The sequence below is a fragment of the Methylobacterium sp. HJ2 genome, assembly GCF_056431005.1.
In genome coordinates this window covers 786,126-804,274 of sequence record NZ_JBWJYM010000001.1, presented here as the reverse complement: position 1 = coordinate 804,274, position 18,149 = coordinate 786,126, and the positions used below count along the sequence as shown (strand labels likewise).

Annotated in this window: 16 protein-coding genes; 11 read left to right on the top strand and 5 right to left on the bottom strand. The window is 70.3% G+C overall.

Annotated features, from left to right (window positions below):
• Positions 1 to 219: 219 nt before the first annotated feature.
• Positions 220 to 1,716, top strand: coding sequence for a GumC family protein (locus ACS5RC_RS03740; protein WP_478342460.1), 1,497 nt, complete (start codon positions 220 to 222; stop codon positions 1,714 to 1,716).
• A gap of 99 nt (positions 1,717 to 1,815) precedes the next feature.
• Positions 1,816 to 3,036, top strand: a complete 1,221-nt coding sequence (locus ACS5RC_RS03735; protein ID WP_478342459.1) for a glycosyltransferase — start codon at positions 1,816 to 1,818, stop codon at positions 3,034 to 3,036.
• A 729-nt stretch (positions 3,037 to 3,765) separates the two neighbouring features.
• Here ACS5RC_RS03735 and ACS5RC_RS03730 read toward each other — a convergent pair.
• The 3 genes from ACS5RC_RS03730 to ACS5RC_RS03720 all read right to left on the bottom strand — a co-directional run bounded on the left by ACS5RC_RS03730 (position 3,766) and on the right by ACS5RC_RS03720 (position 7,868).
• On the bottom strand, positions 3,766 to 4,860 hold the full coding sequence (locus ACS5RC_RS03730; protein ID WP_478342458.1) for a glycosyltransferase: 1,095 nt from the start codon (positions 4,858 to 4,860) through the stop codon (positions 3,766 to 3,768).
• Positions 4,861 to 5,050: 190 nt separating this feature from the next.
• The gene (locus ACS5RC_RS03725; RefSeq protein ID WP_478342457.1) at positions 5,051 to 6,301 is read right to left on the bottom strand and encodes a glycosyltransferase; all 1,251 of its coding nucleotides are present in this window, start codon (positions 6,299 to 6,301) and stop codon (positions 5,051 to 5,053) included.
• 97 nt (positions 6,302 to 6,398) lie between these two features.
• Positions 6,399 to 7,868, bottom strand: a complete 1,470-nt coding sequence (locus tag ACS5RC_RS03720) for a glucosamine inositolphosphorylceramide transferase family protein (protein WP_478342456.1) — start codon at positions 7,866 to 7,868, stop codon at positions 6,399 to 6,401.
• 189 nt (positions 7,869 to 8,057) lie between these two features.
• On the opposite strand from ACS5RC_RS03720, the gene ACS5RC_RS03715 reads away from it, so the two are divergent.
• Complete coding sequence (locus ACS5RC_RS03715) at positions 8,058 to 8,210, top strand: hypothetical protein (protein WP_478342455.1); 153 nt, start codon at positions 8,058 to 8,060, stop codon at positions 8,208 to 8,210.
• Positions 8,211 to 8,291: 81 nt separating this feature from the next.
• Here the strand turns inward: ACS5RC_RS03715 and ACS5RC_RS03710 are convergent, their stop codons facing one another.
• Positions 8,292 to 9,002: a TetR/AcrR family transcriptional regulator gene (locus tag ACS5RC_RS03710; protein WP_478342454.1), complete on the bottom strand. Its 711-nt coding sequence runs from the start codon at positions 9,000 to 9,002 to the stop codon at positions 8,292 to 8,294.
• Between the two features lie 104 nt (positions 9,003 to 9,106).
• Here ACS5RC_RS03710 and ACS5RC_RS03705 point away from each other — a divergent pair, with 104 nt between their 5' ends.
• Genes ACS5RC_RS03705 through ACS5RC_RS03685 form a run of 5 tightly spaced genes read left to right on the top strand, consistent with a single transcriptional unit; the run spans position 9,107 to position 13,679 of the window.
• Entirely contained in the window at positions 9,107 to 10,330 is a 1,224-nt protein-coding gene (locus ACS5RC_RS03705) for an acyl-CoA dehydrogenase family protein (protein ID WP_478342453.1), read from the top strand.
• Complete coding sequence (locus ACS5RC_RS03700; protein ID WP_478342452.1) at positions 10,327 to 11,508, top strand: acetyl-CoA C-acyltransferase family protein; 1,182 nt, start codon at positions 10,327 to 10,329, stop codon at positions 11,506 to 11,508. The genes ACS5RC_RS03705 and ACS5RC_RS03700 overlap by 4 nt, the downstream gene beginning before the upstream one ends.
• Positions 11,509 to 11,532: 24 nt before the next feature.
• Entirely contained in the window at positions 11,533 to 12,297 is a 765-nt protein-coding gene (locus ACS5RC_RS03695) for an SDR family NAD(P)-dependent oxidoreductase (protein ID WP_478342451.1), read from the top strand.
• 3 nt (positions 12,298 to 12,300) lie between these two features.
• Complete coding sequence (locus ACS5RC_RS03690; RefSeq protein WP_478342450.1) at positions 12,301 to 13,347, top strand: phosphotransferase family protein; 1,047 nt, start codon at positions 12,301 to 12,303, stop codon at positions 13,345 to 13,347.
• Entirely contained in the window at positions 13,344 to 13,679 is a 336-nt protein-coding gene (locus tag ACS5RC_RS03685) for a DUF6285 domain-containing protein (RefSeq protein ID WP_478342449.1), read from the top strand. The genes ACS5RC_RS03690 and ACS5RC_RS03685 overlap by 4 nt, the downstream gene beginning before the upstream one ends.
• A gap of 211 nt (positions 13,680 to 13,890) precedes the next feature.
• Here the strand turns inward: ACS5RC_RS03685 and ACS5RC_RS03680 are convergent, their stop codons facing one another.
• Positions 13,891 to 14,106, bottom strand: a complete 216-nt coding sequence (locus ACS5RC_RS03680; protein WP_478342448.1) for a hypothetical protein — start codon at positions 14,104 to 14,106, stop codon at positions 13,891 to 13,893.
• A 521-nt stretch (positions 14,107 to 14,627) separates the two neighbouring features.
• Here ACS5RC_RS03680 and ACS5RC_RS03675 point away from each other — a divergent pair.
• From ACS5RC_RS03675 to ACS5RC_RS03665, 3 genes are all read left to right on the top strand, one after another.
• On the top strand, positions 14,628 to 15,614 hold the full coding sequence (locus ACS5RC_RS03675) for a CobW family GTP-binding protein (protein ID WP_478342447.1): 987 nt from the start codon (positions 14,628 to 14,630) through the stop codon (positions 15,612 to 15,614).
• A 177-nt stretch (positions 15,615 to 15,791) separates the two neighbouring features.
• Positions 15,792 to 16,787 (top strand): ABC transporter ATP-binding protein, encoded by a 996-nt coding sequence (locus tag ACS5RC_RS03670; protein ID WP_478342446.1) that lies wholly within the window; start codon positions 15,792 to 15,794, stop codon positions 16,785 to 16,787.
• A gap of 43 nt (positions 16,788 to 16,830) precedes the next feature.
• Entirely contained in the window at positions 16,831 to 18,105 is a 1,275-nt protein-coding gene (locus ACS5RC_RS03665; protein ID WP_478342445.1) for an ABC transporter substrate-binding protein, read from the top strand.
• Positions 18,106 to 18,149: the final 44 nt, after the last annotated feature.

Sequence of the window (18,149 nt, the reverse complement as noted above, 5' to 3'; positions counted from 1 at the left end):
AATCGAGACAAGCCTGTCTATCTAGTGTCTCAGAAGATCGCCTTGCACAATTCGCAGCAAAACACTGCTGTGACGCCAGCCAACTGTTAAGGATACCGCCGGCAGGCCGCGTCAACGCCTGAAATCAGATTTGCGCGGCACGGGTCATGCCGTGAACAGGCAGACACCGCACGATCTGTCCCAGTGGGAGACAGATCGGTCCCGGAACGGAGATCTGCCGTGAGCCTCGCGAAGACCGTCCCGCACCCGCCGGAAGAGATTGGCACGGCCGCACCCGCCGAGTTCGTCAGCCTGCGCGAGCTGGGCACCATCCTGCGGACGCAGAAGCTCGCGATGGCCGCCGTCTCCGGCAGCGTCCTGGCGGCGGCGGGGGTCTATCTCGCGCTGGCTCAGCCGCTCTACCGAAGCTCCGTCTCCATGCTCCTCGATCCGCGCGGCGGCGCGAGTTTCAGCGCCGACGCGACGACGCGCCAAGCCATCGACGCCAACGTCGTCGAGAGCCAAGTGAAGCTGGTCTCGACACCGGCCGTCCTGCGCCGGGTGGTCGAGCGCGAGCGTCTCGACCAGAACCCCGAATTCGTGCCGACGGGCGACGGCCTGACGCAGCGTCTGAAGCGCTTCCTTGGTGTCCCCTCTGCCCCGGCGGCCCCGGTCGATCTGCGTCAGGCCGCGTTGAGCGCGCTTGCCGATCGGCTGGTGGTGCGCCGCTCCGAGCGCACCCTGCTGATCGATCTGGACGTCTGGTCGCGCGATCCCGCCAGCGCGGCTCGGCTCGCCAACGATGTCGCCGACGCGTTCATCGCGGACCAGATCGATGCGAAGGCGAATGCGACCCATGCCGAGAGCACCTGGGTCCGCAGCCGGCTCGCGGAGCTGGAGGGCAAGATCCGGACGGCGGAGGGCGAGGCCGAGGCCTTCAAGATCCGCAACCGGATCCTCAGCGCCAACGGCCGCCTGCTGAACGAGCAGCAGCTCGAGACGATCGCGAGCGAGCTCGCCAAGGCGCAGATGCGCCGCAGCGAGGCGCAGTCGCGTCTCGCGCAGATCGAGCAGGCCCGGACCGGCAGCGATCCGGGCGCCACCGGGGAGGCCCTGCGCTCGGGTGTGATCCAGCAGCTCCGGATCCAGTACGCCGAGATCAAGCGCCAGCGCGACAACCTCGCAGCGACGCTCGGGCCGCGTCACCCGGCCCTCCTCGAGGTGCTGCAGCAGCTCGCGGGCCTGCGCGCGTCGATCAGCGCCGAGCTGCGCCGGCTCGCCGAATCCCAGCGGGCCGAGGTGGCGAGCGCGGCGGCCGTCGAGAAGCAGCTCAAGGGACAGGTCGAATCGCAGAAGCGCGACACCACCGAGACCAACCAAGCGATCCTGCGCCTGCGCGAGCTGGAGCGCGAGGCCGAGGCGAACCGCGCGGTCTACCAGCGCTTCCTGCGGGCGAACGGCAACCTCGCGCAGGACAGCGTGGACACGCCGGTGGCGCGCGTCGTGGCGCCCGCGATCCCAGCCTCGCGCCCGGCGAGCCCGAACACCAAGGCGGTCCTGCTGATCGCCGCGGCTGCCGCGATCGCGCTCAGCCTCATCACGGCGATCCTCCTCGACTGGCGCCGCCTAGCCCGGGAGCCCGGCCGGCAGCCGGCCCGCCCGGCGATTGCGCGGGCCGAGGTGCAGGGCGTCTCCGAATGGAGCGCCCCGCGCCGCGTGCGCGACCACGCCTTCTGATCGGGGCCCGCGATGTCCCTCTCCGACACGGCCCCCGCGCCATCCCCGATCCAGACCGGCCCGCGCGAGCGGCCCCGGGTCCCAGCGAGCGAGCGAGCGATGTACCGCCTCTGCCTGATGTACACGATGGACCCGCGCGGCACGAAGGTCGGCGGCATCGAGACCCATATCCGGCAGATCCTGAGCCATCACCCCGAGGATTTCTCGGTGCTCTTCATCGGCACGGACGAGCGGGGCGATTGCGAGCTCGGCAGGGTACAGCGCCTGACGATCGGGGGAGGCAGCTTCGACTTCCTGCCCGTCGCCAGGGTCGAGCCGGACGCCGTCAACGTCGCGGCCAAGCGCCTCGTGCAGTCGACGACACTCCGCTACGTCCTGGGCGCCCTGCGCCATCTCGGCGCGATCCGCCGCGCCCTCGGGCCCGGCCCAGCCACGGCCGACCTGCACCGCTTCGAGTTCGCGCCGCTGGCCCGGCTCCTCGGCCTCCCGGCCGTACAGATGATCCACGGCGAGGGCTCGAAAAACGATCGGATGGACTCGCTGATCAAGACCTACTGGTTCCTGCACAGCGCCTGCGAACGCTTGGCGCTGCGCTCGGCCGAGCGGATCTTCTGCGTCAACCCCACCATCGTGGAGCGGCTGAAGACGACGTTTCCGCACGCCTACCACAAGGCGGAGCTGCTCAGCGTCTCGGTCGATACCGACATCTTCCGGCCGACGCCCTTCGCCTGCGATGACGACACCCTGCGCCTTGTCTTCGCCGGGCGCCTCGACGAGTTCAAGGACCCGCCGCTCCTGTTCCGTACGGTCGCGGCGCTGCGGCGGCGGCTCGGCCGGGTCGAGCTGCATTACGTTGGCGCCACGGATCCGAGCCGGTATCCGGAATTCGCGGCGGTGCGCGATGTCACGGTCCTGCACGGCTTCCAGAACGCCCAGGGCGTGGCCGCCGTGATGGCGCGCTGCCACGCCGGCATCATGACGTCGTACTTCGAGGGCATGCCCTGCTTCATGCTGGAGGCGCTCGCCGCGGGCCGTCCGTTCGGTGCAATCCGCCTGCCGCAATTCGACGCCCTGATCGTGCCGGGATCGAGCGGGGTCCTCGTCGCTCGACGAGACGACACCGCGGCCTCGGCCGAGGCCCTGGCTGAGGCCTTCGCGACGCTCTGGGACGAGATCCGGAGCGGACAGATTCAACCCGAGCGCGTGCGCGAGACGGTGGAGCCGTTCGCGATTTACGCCCAGATGAAGCGGCTCTTCGCGCGCCACCGGATGCTCCAGGCCGGCGGCGCCCTCACCGAGGGTGCGGTGGCGACGGCCTGACGGAGGACGAGCGCCTCAGTTGAACGCCTCCTGCTCGGGGGCGGAACACCTGCCGGTTCACTCGGTCGCCCAAGCCCTTGTGGCAAGGTTCACCCCACGGGCCGCATCGGAGCCGATGCGGCCCCACCGCCACCGATCGCCTCGGACGGAGTTCCGGCATCGCCTGAGCGCGCGTCGGCCGCCAAGTGCGTCAGGACCGTCTGGTTCCCGAATGCCGTCACGCGCGGCAGCCTGGGCCAATGACCGATCTGACACGCAGGCGTGCCGCGTCGGCACTTCCGGCCGCTCGCAGCGAGCTGGAACCAGCCGGCTTTCGTTTCGACCCGGCAGCAGCGACAAGGCCCGCGCCATCATCGGCCTGGAAGTTTGGCGGGACGATCCCTTGGCACCCAGTTTGCCGGCGGCCTCACGCTGCCGATTGTGAAGACGCAGGGTCGGCCGCTCTCGCGCGAAGACCCGATCAAGGTCGAGACATGCAGAGTGGTTTGACCTCCATCCTGCATCCCTGCGGTTCTTGATGGTGTGCGTCGCGTCGGCTGAGCGTTCTGGCTCCGGACGGTTGCACCTGGATAGCCGTCCAGAGAAGCTCGAAGTCGACTCGGATCGCGAATGTGCATGAGCCCGCGCTCGCGTCGGAAGCCTCATTGGCGCGCGTGCCATCCGCCGCGGGGGATGCCGGTGCGGCGAGAGACGCCCCCCTCAAACCGGGAGTCCGGCACGGCCTCGAGGTCAGTCGCCGCGCTCCGCGAGCACGTCCCGGAACAGCGCCTCGTACTGGTCGACCGCGACATCGGTGGCGAAGGCCTCGGCGCGTTGGATCCGGGGCTCCGGGTCGCCCGGCTCGGCAAGCTGCGCGTCGATCGCCGCCGCCATGGCGGCGGCGTCCCCGATCGGGACCATCGTGCCGAACCGGCCATCGGCCAGGATCTCGGAAGGCCCGTCGCAGGCGGTCGCCACCACCGGAAGGCCGTGGGCGAGCGCCTCCACCACGACGTTGCCGAACGCCTCCGCCCGGGAAGAGGAGGCGAAGCAGGCCGCCTCGCGGTAGAAGCGCCACGGCCGGTTCACCGCGCCCGCGAAGGTGACGCGCCCGCCGAGGCCGAGATCATCGGCCAGCGCCCGCAGCGCGCCGCGCTCGGGCCCGTCGCCGACGATGACGAGGTGCGCATCCGTTCGGACCCGGGTGAAAGCCCGTAGCAGCATCGCGAAATCCTTGGCCGGCGCCAGCCGTCCGACCGCCAGGACGGTGCGCGGACGGGAGCGCAGCACCTCGACGCTCTCCGCCGGCACCGCGGCCTCGGTCTCAACCGGGTTGTAGATGCGCACCGAGCGGGCGGGGCTCGCGCCGCGCGCGTCGCGGTAATGGGCACGCAGTCCCTCCGAGACGAAGATCGAGCGGGCCGTCAGGCGGCTGAGGAGAGGCGTTGCGCGGTTTCCGAGGCGGCTGAGTCCCTCGGGCTCGCTCGCGGGATGGCCGTGAAAGGAGATCAGGGCACGCCGATGCCGCCCGACCGCAAGGGCGGCGAGCGCGTGCTTGAGGTTCGAGACACCGAGCGCCGACACGGACAGGTCCGGCCGCTCGCGGGCGAGGTGGCTTGCGAGGCGCATGACCGCGGCGGCGTGGTTGTGTCCGAGCCGGAGGAGCCGGACCCGCGGGTCGATCGCCGGACCGACGCCCTCGACATCGGAATCGTACGCGAACGTGACGTGGTGGCCGCGTTCGGCCAGCCGGGCGGCGAGGGTTACCCAGACGCGCTCGGCACCGCCGCCGGTCAGCGCATGGGTGTACAGGAGGAGCCGCAGCCTGCGGCCGGTCGCAGTCATGCCTGCGACAAAGACATAGCGGGCCGCCGCAGGCCAGCGTCGCTCCGGCGGCGCTCCAGGCTGCGCCGCGACGCGCCACCCCTCCAAACTCCTGTCGGGACATGGGTTTCGCGCCAAGCCGGCGTAGCTCGGGGCCGACCGCACCGTAAACGGACGACCCGGTTCGCTGGGGATGGCCGTCGATGGCGGGTCACTGGGCGCCGCGTAGGACGGCCTCGTCGGCGGCGCAGATCGATTCGATCAGGGCCGAGTACGCCGCGACCGCGCGTTCCGGCGAAAAGTCCTCGGCCCGGCGCCGGCGCCGGCCTTCCACGTCGCCGCGGTCGTCCAGCGCCGCGTCGATGGCGCGGGCCATCGCGTCCACGTCGCCCCGCTTCACGAGGGTGCCGAGCGCGGGATCGGACAGGATCTCCCGCGGCCCGTCGCAATCCGTCGAGACCACCGGCAGGCCGTGGCCGAGCGCCTCGACGACCGCGAGGCCGAAGGCTTCGACACGCGACGACAGGACGAGGCAGGCGGCCTGCGCGAAGACCGCGGACGGATCCCGGACGTAGCCCGGCAGGCTCACCCGCGCCCCGAGCCCGAGCCGGACGATCTCCGCCTCGATCGCCGGTCGCTCCTCCCCCTCCCCCAGGATGACGAGGCGGGCCTCCGTGCGGCGCAGGCGCGCGAAGGCGTGCAGGAGGTGGAGATGGTCCTTCTGGCGGTCGAGTCGCCCGACCGCGAGAATGACGGGCGGGATCACGGCCCGGCGCTGGTCCGGCGCCGGCTTCCAAAGCACCGGGTTGTAGATCCGGACAAGGCGTGCGGCGTCGGCGGAGAGGCGGGTCCTGAGGTAGCCGGCCAGCCCATCGGAGACCGCCACCGTGGACCGGGCGGCACGGGTCAGGAGCGGGGTCGCGGCGTAGCCGATGCGGCTGAGCAGGCCGCGCTCGTTCACGCGGTAGCCGTGATACGAGATGATGCAGCGGCGCAGGCGCCCGGCGAACAGAGCCGCCAAGGTGTGCTTGACGTTCGAGGAGGCGAGCGCCGAGATCGACACATCCGGCCGCTCCCGCCGGATCAGGCGGGCCAACCGGACGACAGAGCCCGCGTGGCCGCCGCCGAGCACAACGATGCGAACCTGCGGACCGATCAGTGCGAGGTTCTCCACGGCCTCGTAATCGACTGCGAGCAGAACGTCATGGCCGAGGGTGGCGAGGCCGCTGGCGAGCAGCGCCCAGACCCGCTCCGCTCCGCCGCCCGCGAGGGCGTGGACGTAGAGCAGCACCTTGCGGGCCGGAGCGGGCCGGCCGGCCCGACCTAGCTCGTGAAATCGGGTCGGCCACGTCGCGGGCGGTTCCCGCCCGGCGTCGACGGCGGCGTCGCCCGCCTCGGCGTCCACGGCCTCCCTATCGCGGTCCGCCCGCGATCCGATGGCCCGGTAAGCTTGATCGTCCACACCGGTTACTCCGCAGACCCGTTCGGGTGGAGCAAACTGCGTGCACACCCGCTTGATCCGTCCGGGAACAGTTAAGATCCGGAACGAGACGTCGTGGTCACCCCACAGTGTCGAAACGGCGTCCGGGTGCCTGGCCGCCGAGTGGCCAGACGGCGTCGATCACCGCGTGGCGGCTCGACCGGTTGAGGGTATGGCAACCGAGCGCCGACCAGGACGGCGGTGGGGCGAAGCGTCCCTCGACGGTCTGCGCGTAGCCGTCCTCGTCGAGGCGATCGACTCGGCAGAGGGCGAGGCCGGCGCCGTAGCGAGAGCGGCAATCCTGCCCGACGCGCCAGAGCGCATCGCCCGCGCGCCACATGCCCCCAGCCGGCCGCGCCGAGGAGGCGTCGATCAGCACGGGGTTCCCCGGATGCGGACGCCAGGGGCCGCGAAGATCGGGGGCGGTGAACAGGCTCAAGGCATCCCAGCTCGAGCCGAGGGGACCGGTGGTGGCGGCAAACATCCACCATGTCCCTCCGACCAGGGTCACGGTGGCGTCGGCGGCGCAGATGTCCTCCAGCAGCACCGCCTCCCGCACCCAACGGTCCGGGAACGGGTCGGCCCGGTACAGCTCGACCGTGCGGTTGGCGGACGTCTCGGGGATCATCCAGATCTCGCCCGCGTGTCGGATCAGAAACGGATAGGACAGATGATAGGGCCGCTCCAGCACCACCCGGGGCGGGCTCGGCTGGCCGTCCGACCCGATCGTCACCGCGGAGATCACACCCTTCCCGGTGGCGAACGGAAATTCCTCGCAGAGGATCACGGTCTGTCCGCCCTCCTCCCAGATGAAGGGGTCGGCGAGAAACCGCGTCGGATCGGGCGGCAGCCAGCGGTAGCGCCCGGCATCGAGCGCGGAAGGAAACGGCCCGAGCTCGGCGCCGAGGCCACGCCAGCCGATGTTCCAAGTCTCGCCCCGACATGACAGCCGCGCGAGCGCCTTGCCGACGAGCGTCGTGAGAAGGAAGCGGGCGGGCGACGGTGCCGAGCGCTCCACGGAAGCGGAGGCGACCACGCCCATCGCGCCGGACTCAGCCGCGCGCACCGCCTGAACCAGCAGATCGACCGCCCGCTCCAGGACATGGTTGAGGCCGATCGTCAGGATGTCGCGATTCTCGACTGCCGGGCGTCCGGAGGCGAGCACGCGGCCGTCGCGGAGGACGCTGAGTTCCGGACTGTGCCGGCGCAGGAGCGCGGCAGGAAGCGCCTCGGGGTCCGGCGATGCGTCGACGTGCAGGCGAAGGGCTGCGGCATGCTCCGACCCGCCGGTCAGGTCGATGAGCAGATCGGACGGACCGTCGGGCGCAGGCAAGTCAGGTTCGCCCCCTGACGCTTCGGCAAGGCCGGGCCGCGGCAGGCGGAACAGCAGCGCCTCGAGTTGCAGCAGCAGCGCGAGGGCGCTGGAGCCGGGTCGTGGCTCGGCGATCCGGATCCACGCGACTTGGTGGCCCGCGTCCGCGAGCCTGCGCGCGAGGAGGCGCTGCCATTCGGGCAGCGGCGCACGGGCTGCGACGAGGCTGATCTGCAAGGGCGGCGCTTCCGCTGACTCGGGCGGCGACCGCGCCATCCCCCGTCGGGATCGAATGCGCAAAACCTTAAGATCGGGCGAACTCGCACTCGGTTGCCGGACAAAGAACGGCCGGCCCACGCGGAACGAGAGACGGCGCGCCTTCGTTGAGCTGCGCGATTAGACACGATCTCGACGGAAAGGTTCACGATGACGATCAAGAGCTTCTGCCTTGCCCTGGCGCTCGTCGCGGGCGGCCTCTCGGCGGCCCAGGCCCAGGGCACGTCGACCCCCGGTGCTCCCGCCGGCGATAGCAGCGGCAATGCGTCCACCGGGAGCGGTGCCGCTCCGAGCGGCAAGTAAAAGCGGCAGGCCAGTGACCCAGAGAGGTCGGTGACCCTCAAAGAAATCTAGATCCGGGCCCGGGGGAAACCCCGGGCTCAGTCATTTCGTCTCGGGCATCGGCCGGATCGCGCCCTCCACGAAGGCGATCACCGCGGCCACGTAGCGGTCGATGCCCGTGCCGCGCCGCCTGTGTTTGGCGCGCTTGACGTACCAGTCCTGCAGGAGCGGCTTGATCAGAGCCGCGGTCAGAGCGACATCCGGGACCGCGAAGATCCCTCGCGCTGCGCCCTCGGCCAGCACGGTGGCGAAGATCCGCTCCGTGCCCGCCTCGCTCTCCACCGCCATGCGGCGCGCCGGCCTCGGAAACCCCTTCGCCTCCATGTAGGCGAAGACGAACCACGGCTGCATCGCTTCGGTGAGGCGGATATGCGTCTCGATCAGCCAGCGCAGATGCGCCCGCGGGTCGGCTGCGACCTCTTCGGGCACGGCGGCGAGCGCCGCCCCGACGCACTCGACCACCTCTGTCAGGATCATCGTCAACAGCGTGGTCTTGGTGTCGAAATAGGCGTAGAGGCCGCCCATGCTGAGATTGGTCTCGCGGGCGAGGTCACGCAACGTCGTCTCGTGAAATCCCTTCTGCGCCGAGAGCTTCAGCACCGCCGCGATGATGCGGGCGAGATTTGCGATGGCCAAGCGGTCCTTGCGCACGCCGATGCGGTCGCGGTGGCGCTCGAGAATTCGGGCGCAGGCGGCTTCCGCCGAGTAGGGATCGGGGATCCGGTGCGCCTCGGCCGGCATCGTCTTCGCCATGTCTCGAAACGCGCTTGCTTGGTTGGAGATCGGGTTATAAAAAACGAGCGCTCGCTCGTTTTCAAGGCGTCCGCACCCGAAGCGGGATCGATGAAGGCCGAGGCATGGATTTCCGTATTCCCGCCCGCGTCGAGGATTACCGCCGCCGGATCGTCGCCTTCGTCGAAGCGGAGCTGATCCCGCTGGAGCGCGATCCCGCCGCCTTCGACGCGCACGGCAACATCGCCCTTCCGCTGCTCACCGAGAAGCGGGCGAAGGCGCGCGCCGCCGGGCTGTGGTGCCTGGCGCTACGCACCGAGACCGGCGGGGCCGGACTCGACAAGGTCGGCATGGCGGTCTGCTACGAGGCGATGAACCGCTCGATCTTCGGGCCGGTGGTGTTCAACGCCGCCGCGCCCGACGACGGCAACATGATGGTGCTGGAGGCGGTGGCCACGCCCGAGCAGCGAGCTCGCTGGCTCGCCCCGATCGTTTCGGGCGAGGTGCGCTCGGCCTTCGCCATGACCGAGCCACATCCCGGTGGCGGCTCCGATCCGTCCATGATCCGGACGCGGGCCGAGCGGCGCGGCGACCGTTACGTCGTCACCGGCACCAAATGGTTCATCACCGGCGCCGAGGAGGCCGCCCACTTCATCCTGATGGCGCGCACCTCCGACGACGCGCGTAAGGGGCTGACCGCCTTCCTGTTTCACAAGGAACAGCCCGGCTGGCGCATCGTGCGCCGGATCGGGATCATGGGCCCGGAAGAGCATGGCGGCCATTGCGAGATCGCCTTCGAGGGACTCGAGATCCCGGCCGAGAACGTGCTGATGCGGGAGGGCGACGGCCTCAAGCTCACGCAGATCCGCCTCGGGCCGGCCCGGCTGACCCATTGCATGCGCTGGCTCGGCCTCGCCAAGCGCTCCGTCGAGATCGCTCGGACCTACGCGGCCGAACGGCAGGGTTTTGGCGTGCGCCTCGCCGATCGCGAGAGCATCCAGCTGATGCTGGGCGATCTCGCCATGCGCATCGAGATCGGGCGCCTCTTGGTGATGAAGGCGGCCTGGGCGCTCGACAACGGGTCCTACGCCCGCAAGGAGGTCTCGATGGCGAAGGTCCACGTCGCCAACCTCCTGCACGCGGCGGCCGATAGCGGCATCCAGATCAACGGCGCGCGCGGCTATTCGACCGACACCGTGCTTGAATGGATCTACCGCTACGCCCGTCAGGCCCGGCTCGTGGACGGGGCCGACGAGGTCCACAAGATGGTGCTGAACCGCGCCCTTGAGGCGGAGGGCGATGCCTTCTGGAACTGGGACAGCGCCGAGGACAAGAGAGACCGGACATGAGCGAATCCGTCGTCATCGCGAGCGGCGTGCGCACCGCCATCGGCACCTTCGGGGGCAGCCTCGCCCAGGTCCCGCCGACGACGCTCGGTGCGCTCTGCGTCGCCGAGTCCCTGCGTCGGGCCGGGATCGAGGGCGAGCGCGTCGGCCACGTGGTGTTCGGCCACGTGATCCCGACCGAGCCGCGCGACGCCTACATCGCCCGCGTCGCCGCGATCGAGGGCGGCGTGCCCCGGGAAGTCCCGGCCTTCACGGTCAACCGGCTCTGCGGCAGCGGCGTGCAGGCGATCGTCTCGGCGGCTCAGGCGATCCTGCTGGGTGATGCCGAGATCGCGGTCGCGGGCGGCGCCGAGAGCATGAGCCGCTCCCCCCACATGCTGTCGGCGGCACGCAACGGCCAGCGCATGGGCGACATCCGTGCGATCGACTACATGGTCGGGGTGCTGAGCGACCCGTTCGGCAACGGCCATATGGGCATCACGGCCGAGAACGTGGCGCAACGCTACGACGTCAGCCGCGCGCAACAGGATGCCTTCGCGGCGCAGAGCCAGGCAAAGGCCCTGGCGGCGATCCGCGAGGGCCGGTTCCGGGATCAGATCCTCCCCATCGAGGTGTCGCGGGGCAAGGCGACCGCCCTATTCGATACCGACGAGCACCCAAAGGCCACGAGCGAGGCCGACCTCGCCCGATTGCGCCCGGCCTTCACGCGCGACGGCAGCGTGACGGCGGGCAACGCCTCGGGCCTCAACGACGGCGCGGCGGCCCTGGTGCTGGCGAGCGAGGGCGCGGCCGAACGGGAGGGACTCACACCGCTCGCCCGCATCGTCGGCTACGCCCATGCCGGCGTCGATCCGTCCGAGATGGGCATCGGACCGATCCCTGCGGTGCGGCGGCTGTGCGAGCGGACCGGCCTCGCGATCGGCGATTTCGACGTGATCGAGTCGAACGAGGCCTTCGCGGCTCAGGCCTGCGCCGTCTCGCGCGCGCTCGGCCTCGATCCGGACCGGGTGAACCCGAACGGTGGCGCCATCGCGCTCGGCCATCCGATCGGCGCGACGGGCGCGATCATCACCGTGAAGCTGCTCGCCGAACTCGCCCGCATCCGCGGCCGCTACGGCCTCGTCACCATGTGCATCGGCGGCGGCCAGGGCATCGCCCTCGCAGTCGAGAGCCTGAATTGATCAGGGGCTGAACGGGAGGGGCGCATGGACCTGTTTGGTCTCGCCGGGCGGCACGCCCTGGTCACGGGCGCGTCGAGCGGGCTCGGACGGCACTTCGCCGGCACGCTCGCCCGAGCCGGCGCGCGGGTGACGCTCGCGGCGCGCCGCGCCGAGGCGCTGGCCGACACGGTGGCGGCGGTCGAGGCGGCGGGCGGGCAGGCCCACGCCGCGGTGATGGACGTGACCGACCGGGACAGCGTCGCGTTCGCGTTCGGGGCGGCGGAGGCGCGCTTCGGACCGGTCGGCATCGTCGTCAACAATGCCGGGATCGCGGTGGCGAAGGCGGCGCTCGCCCTCGACGAAGCGGAGTGGGACTCCGTGATCGACACCAACCTCAAGGGCGTCTGGCTCGTGGCTCAGGAGGCCGCGCGCCGCATGGCCGAGGCGAAGGCCGGGGGCAGCATCGTCAACGTGGCGTCGATCCTGGGCCTGCGCGTCGCCGGAGGGGTCGCCCCCTACGCCGCCTCCAAGGCCGCGGTGATCCAGCTCACAGAGGCGCTCGCCCTCGAATGGGCCCGCCACGGGATCCGGGTGAACGCCCTCGCGCCCGGCTACGTCCGCACCGAGATGAACGACGCCTTTTTCGCCACGGAGCCTGGCCAGGCGATGATCCGCCGGATGCCGCAGCGGCGCCTGGGCGAACCGAGTGAACTCGACGGTGCGCTCCTGCTGCTGGCCTCGGATGCCGGGAGCTACATGACCGGAAGCACCGTCGCGGTCGATGGCGGCCACCTCGTCTCGGGGCTCTAGAGCATGATCGACGCGGCTGCACGCGACCGTCTGCGCGCTTGGCTCGCCGCGTGCCTCGGGACGCCCGGCCTGACGATCGAGGAGGCCGAGCCGCTCGGCGGCGGCGCGATCCAGGAGAACTGGCGCCTGCGCTGCGCCGACGGTTCCACGATCCACGACGTCGTGCTGCGCAAGGACGCCCCGGCGACGATCGCATCGAGCCGGACCCGCGAGCAGGAATTCCGCTTGGTCGAGGCCGCCCATCGGGCCGGCGTGCTCGTGCCCGAGCCGCTGGGCTTCTGCGATGATGCGACGATCCTCGGCACGCCCTTCGCGGTGATGCGCCTCGTCGCGGGGATCGGGCTCGGCCCCCGCATCGTCAAGGAGACGGGGCTCGGCGGCGACCGTAACAGCCTCGCCGAGCGACTGGGCCGCGAACTCGCGCGCATCCACACGATCCTGCCGCCGGGCGAGCCGCCCCCCGCCGGGCTCGCCTTCCTGGGCGAACCCGATCCAGAGCCGGCGCGGGCCGAGATCCGGGCGCTGCGCGCCAGTCTCGACGGCATCGGCGCGATCCGCCCGGCGATCGAGTGGGGCCTGCGCTGGGCAGAGGTCACGGCGCCGGCCTGCGCCGCGCCCGCCCTGGTGCACCGCGATTTCCGAACCGGAAACTACATGGTCGATGGCGCCGGGCTGACTGCCGTTCTCGACTGGGAGTTCGCCGGCTGGGGTGACCCGATGCAGGATCTCGGCTGGTTCTGCGCCGCCTGCTGGCGCTTCGGCCGCCCCGATCTCGAGGCCGGTGGCATCGCACCCCGCGCGGCCTTCTATCGCGGCTACGCGGCGGAGGCAGGACGGGCGATCAACGGCGAGGCCGTAGCCTATTGGGAGGTCATGGCGCATCTGCGCTGGGCGGTGATCGCCCTAGAACAGGGCTTCCGCCATGTGTCCGGCCGCGAGGTCTCACTCGAACTGGCGCTGACCGGCCGGATGGTGCCGGAACTCGAACGGGCCATCCTTGCGGCGACCAGCCCCAGGACTTGGCCGGCACGGCGGGGAGCGGACTCATGACCGACGAGCCGAGCGGCGCGGCCCTCCTCGATGCGGCACGGCGCGCCTTGGTCGAGGTGGTGACGCCCGCGCTGAGCGGCCGGCCGCGCTTCGTCGCCCTGATGGTGGCCAATGCCTTGGGCATTGCCATACGCGAGATCGCGGAGGCGGACGCTGCGGCCGGCGCACGCGCGACGGTCCTGGCACGGTGCCCGCGCGATGCGGAGGATCCGGCCGCGGCGCTGGCGGAGGCCATCCGCTCCGGCAGCCACGATGGGGAGGCCGACCTGTACGAGGCCCTCGCCGAGGCGACGGAGATCGCCGCGCGGATCTGGAAGCCGGCCGCGCGCTGAGGAGCCGGGCGACCGCTCTCCGGCAAAGCCGGGACGGTGCGCGCGTCCGAGCCGGATCGGGAATCCGGCCGATTCCACCCGCGCCCTCGTTTGCGCTACCCCGTCCGGCGGATCCTCGGTCGCGGGCACCGATAGGACGACGGAGTCTCGGCGAGCGGCGTGCGCGGGGGACCTCCGCCGGATCCGACGTCCGCGCCGATCAAGCGGCGCGTCAGTCCCGCTCGGCGAGCGTGCGGGCGAAGACGAGGAGGCGTTCGCGCCCCTCGGCGTCCATCGCCATCCAGACGTCCATCAGCTCCAGCGCGCCGCCGAGGGGCGAGCCGGCTCGGGAATCGCGCGTCAGGTCGACGGGGCTGTCGATGAGATCGGCGATAATCGCGACGCGCGGATCACGCGGTCCGGCCTCGATAGTCCGGGCTTCATGCATCGTGCGGCTCGACGGGCTGGGCCGGGCCGCAGCCGGGACCGGAATTTTGTGACACAATCATCGAACCGATCCAATCCATGGCGCCGATCGGGCAAGTATAAGGATGTTCCGTTGTTTGAACAGCCAAAAGTGATACTGAGCAGTTTTCGCTCTTTGAATCTAGAATTTGTCATTATCTTGCCAAAGCCGCAGCGAGCCCAAGTCGGAGGAGCCGCCCCGAGCCCGTCGACGGCGATCGGTCATCCGGTGAGGCAGCGAATTCATGGCGCCGGCCGCTCCGCTGCACCCTCGCGACCCACGGCAAGCGCGCTCCCCGCCGGGCATCCGGCAGGACCGGCGGACTTCGTCCGGATACGGAGCGCATTTCGCTCGCGAACGGCACGAGCCGGCGGGGGTCCGGCCGCTGCGGACAGGCTTGACGATCTTGGGCACCTTCCATCGGGCGCCCGCGCTACAATATTACAGGCCTGAGCCGCGCCCCCCCCGGTGCCGCCCTCCTCATGTCCTCGCGAAGAGCCGCCATGTCAGACGCCCCGTCCCCCGCCGCCTCGTCGAAGATCCCCGTCACCGTGCTCACGGGCTATCTCGGCGCCGGCAAGACGACCCTGCTCAACCGGATCCTCACCGAGAACCACGGCAAGCGCTACGCCGTGATCGTCAACGAGTTCGGCGAGATCGGCATCGACAACGACCTCGTGGTCGGCGCCGACGAGGAAGTCTTCGAGATGAACAACGGCTGCGTCTGCTGCACCGTGCGCGGCGACCTTATCCGCATCATGGACGGGCTGGTGAAGCGCCGCGGCAAGTTCGATGCGATCATCGTCGAGACCACCGGCCTCGCCGACCCGGCCCCCGTCGCCCAGACCTTCTTCGTCGATCAGGATGTCGGCGAGGCCGCGCGGCTCGATGCGGTGGTGACGGTGGCCGACGCCAAATGGCTCTCGGACCGGCTCAAGGACGCGCCCGAGGCGAAGAACCAGATCGCCTTCGCGGACGTGATCCTGCTGAACAAGTCCGATCTGGTCTCGGGCACCGACCTCGACCGCGTCGAGGCCGAGATCCGGGTGATCAATCCCTTCGCCAAGATCCACCGCACCCAGAACTGCGCCGTACCGCTCGACGCCGTGCTGGAGCGCAACGCCTTCGATCTCGGCCGCATCCTCGACCTGGAGCCGGAATTCCTGGAGGAGGGCCACCACCATCACCACGACAGCGAGATCCAGTCGGTCTCGGCACGGATCGATGGGCCGGTCGATCCCGACAAGTTCATGCCGTGGATCTCAAACCTCACGCAGGTCCAGGGCCCGGACATCCTGCGCTGCAAGGGCATCGTCGCCTTCCCGGACGAGCCGAAGCGGTTCGTCTTCCAGGGCGTGCACATGATCCTCGACGGGGATCTCCAGGCCGACTGGCGCGCCGACGAACCCCGGGTCTCGCGGGTGGTCTTCATCGGCCGCAACCTCGATGCGGAGGCGATCCGCGCCGGCTTCGAGGGCACCCGCGCCTGAATCTCTGCGGCGGCTCACCGCGTTTCGGCGCGCGCTGCACAGAAATTGTGCAGCGCGCGCCGTTTTCGTTCGGATGCTGCCCGACGCGCCGCGATCCGCTCTTCTCCCCGCTCCGATCGCGCGCTGTGGCCTGCGCCTTGCTCCGGGTCGCGGCGAGCCGGGGGCGAGGAGCACCGTATGGATGTAGAGCTGATCAGGCTCACGAAGCGCTACGGCGAGACCCTTGCCGTGGATGCGATCGACCTGAAGATCCGCTCGGGGGCCTATTGCTGCCTGCTCGGGCCGTCGGGATGCGGCAAGACCACGACGCTGCGCATGATCGGCGGCCACGAGGCGGTGTCGTCCGGCGACGTGGTGATCGGTCCGCGCTCCGTCGGCGACGCAGCGCCGGCCGAGCGCGGCACCGCCATGATGTTCCAGAGCTACGCGCTGTTCCCGCACCTGAACTGCCGGGACAACGTCGCCTTCAGCCTGAAGATGCGGGGCGTGGCCAAGGCCGAGCGCCGCGCCAAGGCGGCGGCGATGCTCGACCTCGTGCAGATGAGCCATCTCGCCGAGCGCCTGCCCGCGCAGCTCTCGGGCGGCCAGCAGCAGCGCGTGGCCCTCGCGCGCGCGCTCGTCACCGGCCCCAAGGTGCTGCTCCTCGATGAGCCGCTCTCGGCCCTCGACCCGTTCCTGCGGGTGCGGATGCGGGTTGAGCTGAAGCGGATCCAGGCCGAACTCGGCCTCACCTTCATCCACGTCACTCACAGCCAGGAGGAGGCGATGGCGCTCTCCGACCTCGTGGTGGTGATGAACGCCGGACGGATCGAGCAGGCCGCCGACCCGCGCACCGTGTTCGAGCGCCCGGCAACGGCCTTCGTCGCCCGCTTCATCGGCGGTCACAACGTGATCGCCCTGCCCGAGGGAACGGTCGCCGTCCGGGCGGACCGGATGCGGCTCGGAGCCGCGGCCGGCCCCGGCAGCCGCCCGGCCCGGGTCGTCGCCGTCGAGTACCAGGGAACCAGCGTGCATCTCGGGCTCGATGCCGAGGGCATCGCCCGGGCGCCGGACGGGCCGGCCGCGCTGACGGCGATCGTCAGCGACGAGGCCTTCGCTGCCGCGCCACTCGGGCTCGGCGACACCGTCGCGGTCGGCTGGGACGCGGCCGCGGCCCACAGGCTGAGTGCCTGACGCCGCCACCATCCTCACGACGATGACCAGGAAAGAGCGCACGATGAGCGAGATCAGCAACCCGACGCGGCGCACGTGGCTCAAGGGCGCGGGTGCCGCGGGACTGGCCCTCGGATCGGGCCCGATCACCGGCTTCCCCGCCGTCCACGCCGCGGAACCGGTGACGCTGCGCTACCTCGGGACCGCCGTGAACCAGTCGGCCGACATTGCCCGGAAGGTGAAGGAGGATCTCGGCATCACGATCGAGTACATCCCGGTGGTGACCGACGAGGTCACCAAGAGGGCGGTGACGCAGCCGAACTCGTTCGACCTCATCGACACCGAGTTCTTCAGCCTGAAGAAGATCGTCCCTTCGGGCAACATCCTCGGCATGGATGCGCGGCGCATCAAGAACGCCGACAAGATCACCAGCGTGTTCACCAAGGGCGAGATCAACGGCAAGAAGATCGGCGACCAGGGCACCGCGCCCAAGAAGGTGTTCTACCTCGAGGGCCAGACCGGCAAGAGCTTCGCCACAGCGCCGACCGAGTGGATCACACTGATTCCCACGACCTACAACGCGGATACGCTGGGCATCCGGCCTGACCTGATCAAGCGCCCGGTCACGAGCTGGAAGGAACTGCTGAACCCCGAGTTCAAGGGCCGCGCCTCGATCCTCAACATCCCGTCGATCGGCATCATGGATGCCGCGATGGTGGTCGAGGCCACGGGCGACTACACCTACGGCGACAAGGGCAACATGACGAAGCCCGAGATCGACCGCACCATCAAGCTCCTGATCGAGGCCAAGCGCGCCGGGCAGTTCCGCGCCTTCTGGCAGGACTTCAACGAATCCGTGAACCTGATGGCGTCCGGCGAGACGGTGATCCAGTCGATGTGGTCGCCCGCCGTCACCAAGGTGCGATCGCAGGGCGTGCCCTGCGTGTACCAGCCGCTGAAGGAGGGCTACCGGGCCTGGGCGACGGGCTTCGGCCTGCCCAAGACACTCACCGGACGCAAGCTCGACGCGGCCTACGACTTCGTCAACTGGTTCCTCTCCGGCTGGGCCGGCGCCTACCTCAATCGCCAGGGCTACTACTCGGCCGTGCTGGAGACCGCCAAGGCCAATATGGAGCCCTACGAATGGGCGTTCTGGATGGAAGGCAAGCCCGCCGAGAAGGACATCAAGGGCCCGGACGGCACGGTGCTGGAGAAGGCGGGCGCGGTGCGCGACGGCGGCTCCTTCGAGGCCCGCATGGGCTCCGTCGCCTGCTGGAACGCGGTGATGGACGAGAATACCTACATGGTCCGCAAGTGGAACGAGTTCATCGCGGCGTGAGCGGGGCCGGAATCCCCTCGTCCCCCTGCGGGGCGAGGGGCGCC

Bases quoted from the DNA above. Each gene is read 5' to 3' on its own strand.
- ACS5RC_RS03735 (WP_478342459.1), top strand. From the start codon at position 1,816: ATGTACCGCCTCTGCCTGATGTACACGATGGACCCGCGCGGCACGAAG.
- ACS5RC_RS03730 (WP_478342458.1), bottom strand. From the start codon at position 4,860: ATGACTGCGACCGGCCGCAGGCTGCGGCTCCTCCTGTACACCCATGCG.
- ACS5RC_RS03715 (WP_478342455.1), top strand. From the start codon at position 8,058: ATGACGATCAAGAGCTTCTGCCTTGCCCTGGCGCTCGTCGCGGGCGGC.
- ACS5RC_RS03710 (WP_478342454.1), bottom strand. From the start codon at position 9,002: ATGGCGAAGACGATGCCGGCCGAGGCGCACCGGATCCCCGATCCCTAC.
- ACS5RC_RS03705 (WP_478342453.1), top strand. From the start codon at position 9,107: ATGGATTTCCGTATTCCCGCCCGCGTCGAGGATTACCGCCGCCGGATC.
- ACS5RC_RS03700 (WP_478342452.1), top strand. From the start codon at position 10,327: ATGAGCGAATCCGTCGTCATCGCGAGCGGCGTGCGCACCGCCATCGGC.
- ACS5RC_RS03695 (WP_478342451.1), top strand. From the start codon at position 11,533: ATGGACCTGTTTGGTCTCGCCGGGCGGCACGCCCTGGTCACGGGCGCG.
- ACS5RC_RS03690 (WP_478342450.1), top strand. From the start codon at position 12,301: ATGATCGACGCGGCTGCACGCGACCGTCTGCGCGCTTGGCTCGCCGCG.
- ACS5RC_RS03685 (WP_478342449.1), top strand. From the start codon at position 13,344: ATGACCGACGAGCCGAGCGGCGCGGCCCTCCTCGATGCGGCACGGCGC.
- ACS5RC_RS03680 (WP_478342448.1), bottom strand. From the start codon at position 14,106: ATGCATGAAGCCCGGACTATCGAGGCCGGACCGCGTGATCCGCGCGTC.
- ACS5RC_RS03675 (WP_478342447.1), top strand. From the start codon at position 14,628: ATGTCAGACGCCCCGTCCCCCGCCGCCTCGTCGAAGATCCCCGTCACC.
- ACS5RC_RS03670 (WP_478342446.1), top strand. From the start codon at position 15,792: ATGGATGTAGAGCTGATCAGGCTCACGAAGCGCTACGGCGAGACCCTT.
- ACS5RC_RS03665 (WP_478342445.1), top strand. From the start codon at position 16,831: ATGAGCGAGATCAGCAACCCGACGCGGCGCACGTGGCTCAAGGGCGCG.